We start from the raw sequence: 13,039 nt of genomic DNA on the forward strand, positions 1-13,039 counted from the left end.
CGCCTCCCGCCTCCCGCCTCCCGCCTCCCGCCTCCCGCCTCCCGCCTCCCGGCTCCCGGCTCCCGGATACCGCCTCCCGGCTCCCGGCTCCCGGATACCGGAACAAAAAACGGCTCGGCGATTTTTGCAAACCGCCGAGCCGTTGGTCGTTTCAGGCTTTGAATTGTTCCCGCTTGGGGCGGGGGACGAACTACCGCGTCGGGTCGAAGCCGGTCTGCGCGAGTTCCTCTTCCTCTTGGATGATGATTCGCGGCGTGACCATCAGCATCAAGCTGGTCGCTTCGCGGCCGATCCCGACGTTGCGGAACAACCGGTTGACGTAGGGGATCTTGCTCAGCATCGGGACGCCGACTTCGTTGCGTTGTTCCCGCAGCCGCTTGATACCGCCGAGCAGAATCGTGCCGCCGTCGGGAACGCTGACCGTCGTGCTGACGCTGGTCTGCGAGAACGAGGGCTGCTGCACGGTCGTACCTTGGATGATTTCCTCCTCTTCATCCTCCTCGATCGGCTCGCCCGTTTCCGGGTCGATGACTTCGCTCGAGGTCCGCCGCCGCCGGCTGCCTTCGAAGGTGAAGGTGTCGACGTCGTTGATCTGCGTGAACATCGGGACCAGGGTCAGCCGGACGAAGCGTTTGTCATCGCTGACGACCGCTTGCACGTTCAGCTGAGTGCCTTCGTTGAGGACGACGATCACCGGCTGCTGGGCGACGGCAAAGTCACCGACGACCGGGATGATGCTGGTCACGAAGGGCCGCGACGTGGTGTCGTTGATGCTGGCCATCTGACCGTCGAACAGCGTCACTTTCGGGGCCTGCAAAACGTTGCTTCGCGAGTCGCCCTGGGCGGCTTCGAGGAAGAAGAACGCCTCGATGTCGCTGAGGATCGCGAAGCCGACCTGAGCACCTTGTCCGGGGCTGTAACCCCCGAAGGTGGGCGCCGTGGGCCCGAAACTCCCTTGGTTGAACTGGATGTCCAGGTCGGAGGTGAGCACGCGGTTTTGGTTGCTCAGACCGACCGTGACGCTCGGGCCGCGGTCTTCCGGCGGAATCGTGGCCACGTTGTCATCGATCGCAAAGTCGAAGTCGACACCGATCCGCTCGTAGAACGAGTCGCTGAGCGTGATGAAGCGAACTTCGATCGTGACCTGCAGGTTCTGCAGCCGGCGAAGCGACTCGAGCAGATCGGCGATCTGTTCGTGAACGTCGGTCGTCGTGCTGATGACCAGCGACAGGTTGGCCTGGTAGGGAGCCATCGTGCTCGGTCCGCCAAGGGCTTCCCAGGTGTCGGGCTCGATCGTCGTCTCGATCAACTCCATCAGCGAATCGAAGTCGGCAATCGCACCGGCACCACGACCGTTCTTGCCCATCACGCCGTTGGCACCGGCCATCGGGTACCCGCCACTGCCGTACTGAGCCAGCGTGTGGGGATTCATTTCGCCGCTGGCACCGCTACGGCTGGCCGCCAAGTCCATCGTCGACATCGGCGAGATGTGGACGTCGGTCGACTGGGCGGTCATTTGATACGCAGCCCGCAGGGCACCGGCCAAACCGTCGTCATAACCGCTGACGAAGTTCGGGATCGGAATCACCAGGTCGGCGACCTTGTACGGAACGGGGACCAGGTTCCCACGCTTCCGCGTCGGGCTGGTGATCTTCAACACTTCGTCCTGGATCATCCAGGTCAGGTCATAGCGATCGAGCAGCAGCTGCAGGGCGCTCTTGAGCATGATCGGCTGCTGCAGGTCGAGCGTCACCGGTTCGTCGAGGTTGACGCGAGCTTCGGCGACCGCTTGTTGGTCGATGTAGATCGGAACGCCAGCGACGGTGCCGAGCGTCTGCAAGACTTCACCCAAGGGGCGGTTCGGGAATCGCACGTCGACGGTGGTCTGCAGCCGCTGGCGGATCCGCTCCTCGCTCTCGCTCAATCCCGAGCGTTGGGCGAGTTGGTCGAGTCGGCGGGCGCTCATCGCTTCCCAGACTCGAGCTTCCGGCATGTGCATCGGCAGCGCCGGATCGGGCATCGAGGCGGAGCGTTCCACGTCGAGCAGGTAGTCGGCGAACGTTTCCTCTTTGCTAGCGGCAATCTCTTCGTTCATGAGCAGACGCAGCGCCATCCGGCTGCGGCTGAGCATCTGCACCGAGATCTCCGAGTCGGGAGCCAGCACGGCGACCTGCTTGGCCACCACCTCGGCTTCCGGATAGCGACGCTCTTCCATGTACTGATCGAACGTGTCGACCAGTTCGGCGATCTTATCGTTCGATGCCGAACGTTGGACGCGGCCGTTCTCCAGATCCGATTCGATCTGTTCGTTGCGGAGCTGCAACTCGATCGACGCGCGGTTCTCTTCGACGTACTTCTGCTGTTCGGCCTGGGCCCGCTGGACGATGCTGGCCATCTGTTGGCGGAACGCTTCGTCCGATTTCGACTCGAGCACGCGACGCAGCAGGCGATTGATTCGGTCGAGCGCTTCGGTGGGATGCGAAGTGCTGATTTTCTGAGCCTCGCTCAGCTCGTTGCTGATCTCGCGGTAGAGCCGCTGACGCTCCAGCTGCTGCTGCTGGTCAACCGCTTCGAGCGGCGTCAACGGGGCTCCGCCAGGGGCCGGAGCCATCGCTTCGGGCTGCAACAACGTCAATTTGTCTTTCAGCTGCTGGCGGACCTCCGGCGTCAGCTCGGCTTCGAACCGCCACGCTTCGAGGAACTTGCCGCGAGCGGCGGCGCGATCGCCAGCCGCCAGGGCTTCGATGCCTTCGGCGTACAGCTGGGCACCGCGTCCGGAGTTGGCAGCCGACTCTCCAGCCGGAGGCAACTCCAGCGAGGCCGAACCCTGCACCGGGCGGACTTTCTCACCGGCCGTTTCCAGCGACGCCCCGGGAGCCCCGCCAGCCTGCATGACACCGCTCGGAGGCATCACGCCTCCGGCCGGAATCACCCCGCTGCGGCGTGCGGCCGATTCAGCGTCGAGCAGCAATTGCCAAACCCGCGGCTCTCCAGGGTTGAACATCGTGTCGGGAACGCCGAGGGCATCCGCACGACGAGCGATCTGCAAGGCGGCGGCATGATCGCCCCGCTCGAGAGCGGCGCGGCCTTGAGCGACCAGTCGCGAGGCTTCCACCTTGCGGGCCTCGAGCGATCCGGTCCCACCTGCCGGCGTCGCCGCCGCACTTGCCGCACTCCCCGGGGGAATTGCGAAGGCGGGGTTCGCCGCCGGCGGTCGCAACTGCTGGGGATCGACCCCGGCCGCCACGAGCGCTCGACCGGCTTGCATCAGCGGCTCGCGCATCTCGGCGAGTCCTCCCGAAGCGGCCGCAGCGGCTTGGAATTTCTCCACCGCCAGAGCGTTGTTCTTCGCATCGAGCGCCTGCCGCGATTCCCGTAGCAGGGCCGCGGCACGCGCCGCGTCGGCGGAGCTCGATGTCGTTGTGCCCGGGGAGCCCCCGGGCGGCTTGGCTAGGGTTTGCGCCACGATAGGGGCGGCCGGAAAGGCCACCGCGGCGGCAAGGCCGGTCGCGACCAGCCAAGCGCGGTTCAGCACGGTCACTCTCAACGCGACTCTCCTTCTTCGCTGTTGAACCAGACCCGACGCGTCGGCGACGGCTCTCGGTAGCCCGGTTTTATGTCATTCGCAACGCGCGAACCCACACGCCGCCGCGGCTCGCCCACCCATGGACAATCATTCGGCATTTGCCCCCCGACTTCTCCGCAAAATCCGCAGAATCGGAACAACCGGACTACCGCTCTCAGCTTGCCAGTCCGCTGCCAGTCGATTGCCGATGCGTGGACGAGCGGCAGGTACCCCAACTTCCTCAGGGTTCCCGCGGCCCGGTCTCTACGTATCTCCTCCACCCCCCGGCACTCCTTGTCGAAAGGCGGACGGCGGGGATTAGCACCCGGCCAAGAGCGTCGTCAACCCCAATTCGCGGGAGACCGGCGAACGCAAGCACCTGACGCCGGGCACTGGGCACTGGGCTCTACACAAATCCAAAGGCAATAAAGATAAAAACAAACGACACCCTCCCCCTGGGAGGGTCGCGAGGAACGAGCGGGGAGGGCCTCCGTAACGGTAGGCTCGCTTACGGCGCAATCGTTGGGGATCGCTCTCCCTCCCCTCGCTGACGCTCGACCCTCCCGGGGGGAGGGTGACTTCCTCGGCCCATTTTGCGATCCTCACAAGCCACCAAAAACCGGTCCCTCCTCGCCACTCTCACCTCCAGGTTCCCATGCCCGCCCAACGAATTCTGATGCTCGTCGGTGATTTCGTCGAAGACTACGAAGCGATGGTCCCGCTGCAGATGCTGCGGATGGTCGGCCACGAGGTCGACGTCGTCTGTCCGGAAAAGCGTCCCGGCGAGAGCGTGCAGACGGCGATCCACGATTTCGAAGGGCATCAGACGTACAGCGAGAAACCGGGCCACCGGCTGGCGATCACGGCCGATTTTTCGGCGGTCGATCCGGCCGACTACGACGCTCTGGTCCTGCCCGGCGGGCGAGCTCCGGAGTACCTGCGGATGAACCCGCGGGTGCTGGAGATCACCCGGCATTTCGCCGAAGCCAACAAGCCGCTCGCCGCGATCTGCCATGGCCCGCAGATCCTCACCGCCGCCGGCGTCCTGCGCGGCCGCCGCTGCAGCGCCTACCCGGCCGTCGCCGCCGAAGTCGCTGTGGCCGGAGGAGAGTACGTCGAGCCGGCGGCGACGATGGATTCGGCCCATACCGATGGCAATCTCGTGACCGCTCCGGCCTGGCCTGCCCACCCGGCGTGGATCCGCCAGTTCCTCGCGGTGCTCGGGTCAAAAATCGAACCGTAGGTCGGTTCGTCATCAGCCGCCGGGCGCTAGCCCCCGGTTCCCGACAACCGTGGCAGAACCGGACGCTAGCGCGTGGCGGCTGATGCCTGCTCCCGGCGATCCGCCGTCGGTAGTCCCTGGGCAAGCTGAAGAACGCTCCGGCGGCTTTTCCCGCCCGGCGACCGGGTGCCCGCGTTGCACTCGGCCGCCGCTCCCCCCAAAATGTCGCCTCTCGAGTGATATTCTCGCTGCGAATCTTTCTCTCCTGGAGTCTCCCACCATGCCACGTCCTGTCACATTGTTCACCGGTCAGTGGGCCGACCTGGGTATCGAAGAGATGCTGCGGATGACCTCCGAATTCGGCTACGACGGCATCGAGCTCGCCTGCTGGGGCGACCACTTTGAAGTCGACCGCGCGATGGCCGAAGACGACTACTGCGACAACAAACGGGCGATGCTCGACCAGCACGGGCTGTCCACTTATGCGATCAGCGCCCATCTGGTGGGGCAAGCGGTCCTGGACCGGATCGACGAGCGGCACAAGGCGATTCTGCCCGACTACGTCTGGGGCGACGGCGATCCCGAGGGCGTCAATGCGCGAGCGGCTGAAGAACTCAAGCAGACCGCCCGAGCCGCCAAGAAATTCGGCGTGAGCGTCGTCAACGGATTTACCGGCAGCAGCATCTGGCACCTCAACTACTCGTTCCCCCCGGTGCCGCCGAAGATGATCGATGCCGGGTTCGACCTGCTCGCCGAACGCTTCAACCCGATCCTGGACGTGTTTGGTGAGTGCGGCGTGCGGTTCGCCCTCGAGGTCCACCCGACCGAGATCGCGTTCGATATCTACACCGCCGAGCGGACGCTCGAGGCGCTCGACCATCGCGAGGAATTCGGCTTCAACTTCGACCCCAGCCATCTCCACTGGCAAGGCGTCGACCCGGTGCAATTTATCCGCCGATTCCCCAATCGCATCTACCACGTTCACATCAAAGATGCGATCGTGAACCTCAACGGCCCGTCGGGAATTTTGGCCAGCCATTTAAACTTTGGCGACCCTCGCCGCGGTTGGGATTTTCGCTCGCCCGGTCGAGGGGGGGTGAACTTCGAAGAAATCATCCGCGCTCTGAACGACATCGGCTACGACGGACCGCTGTCGATCGAGTGGGAGGATTCGGGCATGGAGCGAACTTTCGGAGCCCGCGAAGCGTGTGGGTTTACCAAACGGCTCGACTTCGCCCCAAGCGGCCGGGCGTTCGACGCCGCTTTCGATGACGATAACGACTGAGCCCCCGCAAGAGGATTCCGGGAATGCAAGTGACAGTGAACGGTAAACCGCACCAGGTCGACCGCGGGACGACCGTGATCGATCTGCTGCGGACGGCTGGTGTCCCGGAGAATTATCTGGCGGTCGAGATCAACGACGACGTCGTCCCCCGCGAGCGTCATGCGACGCAGACGATCGCCGACGGCGACCGAATCGAAGTCGTGACGCTCGTCGGCGGCGGCTGAAGAGCCCGCCGGGGTGCCCTGCCAATCAGCCGCAACGCGCTAGCGTCCGGTTCTGCCACGGTTGTCGAGAACCGGGGGGCTAGCGCCCGGCGGCTGATGAAATTTACGGCGTTTGCCCTCGGTACCGTTTCCCGCACCGATTTCCCCACGACACGAGTAGGAATGCATGGCAACCGCTGAGGCGCGCACCCCGAACGATCTTGTCGAGGACGATCTCCTGAAGGTCGGGGGGCGGACGTTGGCCAGTCGGCTGATCGTCGGCACCGGCCGCTTCGACAGCATGGAGCAGATGCGGGCGGCGCTCGACGCTTCGGGGGCCGATTGCGTCACCGTAGCGGTCCGCCGCGAACGGCTGTACGACCGTAGCGGCCAGAACATCCTCGACTTCCTCGACCTCCAGCGGTACGTGCTGCTGCCGAACACCGCCGGCTGCTACAACGCCACCGATGCGGTTCGCGCCGCACGGCTTGGACGCGAGATCCTCCGCACCCTGGAAAACCCGGGCAGCGACTGGGTCAAGCTCGAAGTTCTCGGCGATAGCAAGACGCTCCTCCCCGACCCGGCCGAGACCGTGGCCGCCTGCCGCCAATTGGTCAAGGAAGGTTTCAAAGTCCTCTGCTACACCAGCGATGATCCGGTCACCGCGCGGCGGCTCAAGGATGTCGGAGCGACCAGCGTGATGCCGGCCGGCAGCCCCATCGGCTCGGGGCAGGGCCTGCTGAACCCCAACAATCTGCGGATCATCCTCGAGTATCTCAAGGACGGCGATCCCGATTATCCCGTGATCATTGATGCCGGAGTCGGTACGGCGAGCGACGTGTCCGAAGCGTTCGAACTGGGTGCCGACGGCGTGCTGCTCAATACGGCCATCGCCCATGCTCGCGAGCCGGTTCGGATGGCGCGAGCGATGCGCCACGCCGCCTTGGCGGGACGCGATGCCTATCTCGCTGGCCGCATTCCTCGCAGGCTCTACGCCACGGCCAGCAGCCCCGAAGAGGGTGTCATCAGCAGTCGCCCCTACGGCCACTCCTGATCGCTCCACGCTTCGCCCTCGCCAAGGAACCGCTTGATGCAGTATCGCCCACTTGGCCGCACCGGGATTGAACTCTCCGCGCTCGGATTCGGCGCTTCCTCGATCGGCCAGGAGTTCCGGCAAGTCGATCTGCAAGACGCGCTGCGAGCGGTGCGGGTCGCCCTGGACGGCGGGATCAACTACATCGACACCGCCGCTTACTACGGCCGCGGGATGAGCGAGATCATGCTCGGTCGGCTGCTCCCCGACCTGCCTCGCGAGAGCTACTACCTGAGCACCAAGCTCGGACGCTACGCACCCCAGCACTTCGATTTCAGCCCGCGTCGAGTCGCCGAAAGCATCGACATTTCGCTTGAGCGGATGGGGATTGAGACGATCGATATCGTCTTCTGTCACGACATCGAATTCGTCGACGTCGATCAAGTCTTTGAAGAGACGCTGCCGGCGCTCCGCAAGCAGGTCGAGCTGGGAAAAGTCCGATGGATCGGCGTCAGCGGCTACCCGATGCAGATTTTCAAACGGGCGCTGGCCGAGACCGCAATCGATGTCGTGCTGACCTACAACCACTACACGTTGCAGAACGACAGGGCGCTCGAGCTCGTTCCCCTGTGTCAGGAAAAAGGTGTGGGACTGATTAACGCGGCTCCTTTTTCGGCGCGGTTGCTGACCGACGCTCCGCTTCCAACCTGGCATAAGGCGACACCCGAAGTCCGCCGGATCGCCGCAGCCGCCGCTGAGCATTGCCGAGAGCGCGGAAGCGACATCGCCAAACTGGCCCTGCAGTACTCGATTGCCCACCCCGGTTTCGCCTCCTGCGTGAGTGGATCGGCCAACCCCGACCGCGTCGCCCAGTGGCTGCAGTGGATGGAGGAACCGCTCGATCAAAGCTTGGTCGACGAAGTGCAAGCGATTCTCCGCCCGATCCACAACTGGGCGTACTGCGAAGGCCGCCCCGAGAACAACGATCCCTCTGAGTACTGAGTACTGAGCACTGAGTACTGGCCGCAGCCCGAGCGATTTCTGCCATGCGCGCGATCCGTCTGAACAGCCCCCAGCAGTTCGTCCCCATCGATCTCGACGAACCGCCCCCTCCGGGCGCAGGACAGGCCTTGGTGCGAACGCATCAGATGGGCATTTGTGGGACCGACCTCGGCGGCTACCTCGGCAAGATGCCGTTCTTCAATTACCCCCGAATCATCGGCCATGAACTGGGCGTCGAGGTTTTGGAGGTGGGGCCAGGGGTGAGCGGGGTGCGGCCCGGAGATCGCTGCAGCGTCGAGCCGTATCTGAATTGCGGACGCTGCTATCCCTGCCGCCGCGGTGCGACGAACTGCTGCGAATCGAATCAAACGCTCGGGGTGATGTGCGACGGAGGGCTCTGCGAGCGTTTCGTGATCCGGGCCGACAAGCTGCACGTCTCCCGCTCGCTCAGCTACGAGCAACTGGCTTTGGTGGAGACGCTGGCCATCGGCTGCCACGCGGCGAATCGCGGCGGCAACGGAGCCAACGATCAAGTGCTGATCGTCGGCGCCGGGCCGATCGGCTTGGCGACTCTCGAATTCGTCAGGCTCTCCGGCGCCACACTGACCGTGATGGACATGCTCGAGTCACGCCTCGAGTTCTGTCGCGAAACGTACGGCATTGAGAATCGGATCCGCTATGAGTCGGACGAGCAAGCCTTGGACGAGGTCTTACAGTTGACCGGCGGCGATCGGTATCCGGTCGTGATCGATGCGACCGGCAACCATCACTCGATGACCGGAGCGATGCAGTTCGTGGCCCACACCGGGACGCTGGTTTACGTCGGCATCACCAGCCAGACGCTGTGCTTCCCGCACCCCGTGCTTCACAAACCGGAGATGACACTCAAGGCCAGCCGCAATGCGTTGCCCAGCGATTTCTCGAGAATCATCCGTCTGATCGAAGAGGGCACGATCGACACCGCCCCCTGGATCACCCACCGCACCGATCTGGAGCGGATGATCGACGAGTTCCCAAGCTACGCGAAACCGGAAAGCGGAGTGATCAAAGCCGTGGTGAAGGTCAGCTAACATGTCGGACGCGATACATCGCCCGAGAGGCCAAACTTGCGGCAGTACGTCACGAAACAGTGTGACAAATCAGCCGCCACGCGCTAGCGTCCGGTTTCTGCGGAATCTGTGAGAACCGGACGCTAGCGCGTGGCGGCTGATGAATAACCCGGGCGCACGTAACAGCGACCGACTTGATGGAGAATTTGATGCTCGAGCTGTCCAAGTATTCCTTCGGCGTCGGAGATCGCTTTGCCCATCAAGCCAAGCCACAACTGCGGGCTTGCCAGTTGGCGGCCGAGCAGGGTGTCGAAGTCACGCCCGTGTGGAATAAATCCAACCGCGAACACTCGACCGTCGGTTCTCGACCCTGCAGTGTTCGCGTGGCGGCGGACGAAGCGGTGCGGGAACTGGGCTGGAACCAACCGTACCATGTCGATGCTGATCATATTGGGCTGAGCACGGTCGAGCCCTTTCTCGATTCGTCCGACTTCTACACCCTCGATGTGGCCGATTGGATCGGGCGACCGGCCGCCGAAGCAGACATCTCCAGCTTCATCGAAAGGCATCCGCATCTAAGCGGGACGATCGTCGTCCCGGGCATCGCTTCGCCGCTGGAGATCCCCCGCGCCGAAGTCCGCCGCATCGTCGGTCACTATTTGTTGGCCGTTCAACAAGCAGGACAGATCTACCGGCACATCGAAGCGGCCAAGGGAGCGGGAACGTTCATCGCGGAAGTTTCGATGGATGAGACCGACCAGCCGCAGACACCACCAGAGCTGCTGGTCATCCTCGCAGCCCTCGCCGACGAATCGATTCCGCTGCAAACGATCGCCCCCAAGTTCACGGGGAGATTCAACAAAGGAGTCGACTACGTGGGGGACGTGGCCCAGTTCGAGCGGGAGTTCTCGGACGATCTCGCCGTGATTGCCTACGCCGTCAAACATTTTGGGCTGCCAGCGAACCTCAAGCTGAGCGTGCATTCGGGGAGCGACAAATTTTCGATCTACGCGCCGATGCGGCGGGCGCTGCGGAGATTTGACGCGGGGGTGCATCTCAAGACCGCCGGCACGACTTGGCTCGAAGAGGTCATCGGACTCGCCGAATCGGGAGGCGAAGGTTTGGCGTTGGCCCAGCAGATCTACGCCGCGGCGGTGGAGGACCAAGAGGCATTGTGTGCTCCTTATGCCACCGTCATCGACATCGACGCCCGTCGCTTGCCGACCGCGGCCGAGGTTCAGGGCTGGTCGTCCGAGCAGTTCGTCGCGGCGCTGCGGCATGATCCAAGCGAGCCGCGGTTCAACCCCCACCTCCGCCAACTGATCCATGTGGGTTATAAAATCGCGGCGCGGATGGGTGATCGGTACCTGCGCATGTTGGAATCGTGCGAAGAAACCATCGCCAAGAATGTCACCGAGAATCTCTACGAGCGTCATCTGAAGCCGCTGCTGATCGACGACGTTTGAATCGCCGCTTCGACGAAGACTCCCGATCCATTCCCCCAAGGCATGAGCTGTGAAAAACGATTTGTTCAATCTTGAAGGTCAGACTGCGGTCGTCATCGGCGGAACCGGAGCCCTCGGTGGCGCGATGGCCGAGGCGCTCGGAAGTGCGGGAGCGAAAGTCGTCGTCGGCGGGCGGAATGCCGAGCGGGGTCAGGAATGCGTCGAGCGGATCGAGGGAGCTGGCGGCAAAGCGATCTTCCAGAGCATGGATGTGCTCGATCAGGGCTCGCTGATCGAAGCCCGCGAAGCGATCCTCCAGAGCTGTGGATCGGTCGATATTCTGCTCAACGCGGCCGGTGGCAATCACCCCGACGCGACGCTCCCCCCCGGAGCCGATTTCTGCAAGTTGCCGCTCGAGGCCTGGAACACGGTCTTCAATCTCAACTTGGTCGGCGGCGTGTTGCTCCCCTCCCAAGTGTTCGGCGAAGCGATGCTCACTGCCGGCCGCGGGAGCATTATCAACATCGCCTCGATGTCGGGGATGATCCCGCTCAGCCGCGTCGTCGCCTACTCAGCGGCCAAGAGCGCGGTGATCAACTTGACGCAGTTCCTCGCCCGCGAATGGGCCACCAAGGGGATCCGCGTCAACGCGCTCAGCCCCGGATTCTTTCCCGCCGACCAGAACCGCAAGCTGTTGTTCCAGCCCGACGGCAGCTACACCGAGCGGGGTCAGCAGATCATCGGCCACACGCCCATGGCTCGCTTCGGCGACCCGGAAGAACTCGCCGGAGCCATCGTGTGGCTAGCCTCCTCCAAAGCCTCGTCGTTCGTGACCGGGCAGAACATCGTCGTCGACGGAGGCTTCTCGTCCACGACCATCTGAGCATCCGGCATGAAATCTTGCATTACCGTCAGCTTGGTCGAAGAAGCCCGCGGCGGACCGTTTGTGTTGTGGGATAGCTTGCGAGCCGCGTGCGAGCTCGCCGAGCGATTGGGGTTTGACGCGATCGAGATTTTCGCGGCTGGCCCCGACGCCGTCGACCCACGCGAACTCCACTCGCTGCTCGACGACCACTCGCTGCGGCTGGCCGCTGTCGGGACCGGCGCGGGCTGGGTCAAACATCGCCTGCAACTGGCCGATCCCGACCCCGCACAGCGTCGCCGGGCGGTCGATTTTGTCCGCTCGATGATCGACTTCGGCGGCCCCTTCGGCGCCGCGGCGATCATCGGTTCGATGCAGGGACGGCATGGCGACGAGGTCAGCCCCGAGCAGGCCCGAGGCTATTTGGCCGAAGCCTTGGAGGCGTGCGGAGAGCATGCGGCTCCGTTCCAAACGCCGCTGTTCTACGAGCCGCTGAACCGCTACGAGACGAATCAGATCACGACCGTGGACGCGGGCGTGGGTCTGCTCGAGCACCTCTCCACCAAGAACGTCAAACTGCTGTGCGATTTGTTCCACATGCAGATCGAAGAGTGCGACGTCGCCGCGGCGCTCCGCCGCGGAGGACGGCACGTGGGGCACGTCCACTTTGTCGACAGCAACCGCCGTCCCGTGGGCGGAGGCCACACCGACTTTCGGCCAATCGTGCAGGCGCTCCGCGACATCGACTACTCGGGCTACCTCTCGGCCGAAGCCTTTCCCCATCCCAATCCACAGGCGGCGGCCGAGCAAACCATCCGTGCGTTCCGTTATTGGACCGGTTGCCCGTAGGCCGGTGCCCCCTAGACCGCTTGCCCGCGCGTTCAATCCTCCACCAGCCCACACCTCGAGGAGTCCTCGCGATGCTGCGTCACACGCTGATCCATCCGCAGATCAATGCTGTTCTCGGTGCCGCCGGACATCACGCGACGGTGCTGATCGCCGACGGAAATTATCCCGCATCGACCAAGCGAGGTCCGCGTGCGGAGCTGGTCAGTTTGAATCTGATGCCAGGGGTCGTGAGCTGCGATCAAGTCTTGCAAGCGATCCTCTCGGCCGTGCCCGTCGAAGCGGTTCGCACGATGCAGACCGAAGCGAGCGGGCCGTACGCGCTCTCGGGCGATCCGCCGGTCTGGGAAGATTACCGCCGCACGATTCAGCGAGCCGGTCTCGATCTGCAACTGGTGCCGACCGAGAAGTGGGAATTTTACGAAGCAGTTTCCAACGACGATCACATCCTCACCGTCCAGACGGCCGACCAACAACGCTACGCTAATATCCTGCTGACCATCGGCGTGCGGATGGATTGAGCACCG

At 63.8% G+C, this 13,039-nt stretch carries 11 protein-coding genes; 10 read left to right on the forward strand and 1 reads right to left on the reverse strand.

Annotated elements, in window-relative coordinates:
* Positions 1–190: 190 nt before the first annotated feature.
* On the reverse strand, positions 191–3,541 hold the full coding sequence (locus GNK13_RS04390; protein ID WP_235934773.1) for a general secretion pathway protein GspD: 3,351 nt from the start codon (positions 3,539–3,541) through the stop codon (positions 191–193).
* Between the two features lie 679 nt (positions 3,542–4,220).
* On the opposite strand from GNK13_RS04390, the gene GNK13_RS04395 reads away from it, so the two are divergent.
* The 10 genes from GNK13_RS04395 (at position 4,221) to GNK13_RS04440 (ending at position 13,033) form a co-directional block, all read left to right on the forward strand.
* On the forward strand, positions 4,221–4,808 hold the full coding sequence (locus GNK13_RS04395; protein ID WP_164101232.1) for a DJ-1/PfpI family protein: 588 nt from the start codon (positions 4,221–4,223) through the stop codon (positions 4,806–4,808).
* A gap of 259 nt (positions 4,809–5,067) precedes the next feature.
* Entirely contained in the window at positions 5,068–6,072 is a 1,005-nt protein-coding gene (locus GNK13_RS04400; RefSeq protein WP_164101233.1) for a sugar phosphate isomerase/epimerase family protein, read from the forward strand.
* A 23-nt stretch (positions 6,073–6,095) separates the two neighbouring features.
* A complete protein-coding gene (gene thiS / locus GNK13_RS04405; protein WP_164101234.1) occupies positions 6,096–6,296 on the forward strand; it encodes a sulfur carrier protein ThiS in 201 nt (66 codons plus the stop codon).
* 166 nt (positions 6,297–6,462) lie between these two features.
* Complete coding sequence (locus tag GNK13_RS04410) at positions 6,463–7,329, forward strand: thiazole synthase (protein WP_164101235.1); 867 nt, start codon at positions 6,463–6,465, stop codon at positions 7,327–7,329.
* Between the two features lie 36 nt (positions 7,330–7,365).
* The gene (locus GNK13_RS04415) at positions 7,366–8,310 is read left to right on the forward strand and encodes an aldo/keto reductase (protein ID WP_164101236.1); all 945 of its coding nucleotides are present in this window, start codon (positions 7,366–7,368) and stop codon (positions 8,308–8,310) included.
* A gap of 44 nt (positions 8,311–8,354) precedes the next feature.
* Complete coding sequence (locus GNK13_RS04420) at positions 8,355–9,380, forward strand: zinc-binding alcohol dehydrogenase family protein (protein ID WP_164101237.1); 1,026 nt, start codon at positions 8,355–8,357, stop codon at positions 9,378–9,380.
* 176 nt (positions 9,381–9,556) lie between these two features.
* Entirely contained in the window at positions 9,557–10,825 is a 1,269-nt protein-coding gene (locus GNK13_RS04425; RefSeq protein WP_235934772.1) for a tagaturonate epimerase family protein, read from the forward strand.
* A gap of 49 nt (positions 10,826–10,874) precedes the next feature.
* Complete coding sequence (locus GNK13_RS04430; RefSeq protein WP_164101239.1) at positions 10,875–11,687, forward strand: SDR family oxidoreductase; 813 nt, start codon at positions 10,875–10,877, stop codon at positions 11,685–11,687.
* Between the two features lie 9 nt (positions 11,688–11,696).
* Complete coding sequence (locus GNK13_RS04435) at positions 11,697–12,515, forward strand: sugar phosphate isomerase/epimerase family protein (protein WP_164101240.1); 819 nt, start codon at positions 11,697–11,699, stop codon at positions 12,513–12,515.
* 71 nt (positions 12,516–12,586) lie between these two features.
* Positions 12,587–13,033, forward strand: coding sequence for an RbsD/FucU family protein (locus tag GNK13_RS04440; protein ID WP_164101241.1), 447 nt, complete (start codon positions 12,587–12,589; stop codon positions 13,031–13,033).
* The last annotated feature ends 6 nt before the right edge of the window (positions 13,034–13,039 follow it).

Source organism: Candidatus Laterigemmans baculatus (assembly GCF_010367455.1).
In the GTDB taxonomy this organism is placed as follows: domain Bacteria; phylum Planctomycetota; class Planctomycetia; order Pirellulales; family Pirellulaceae; genus Laterigemmans; species Laterigemmans baculatus.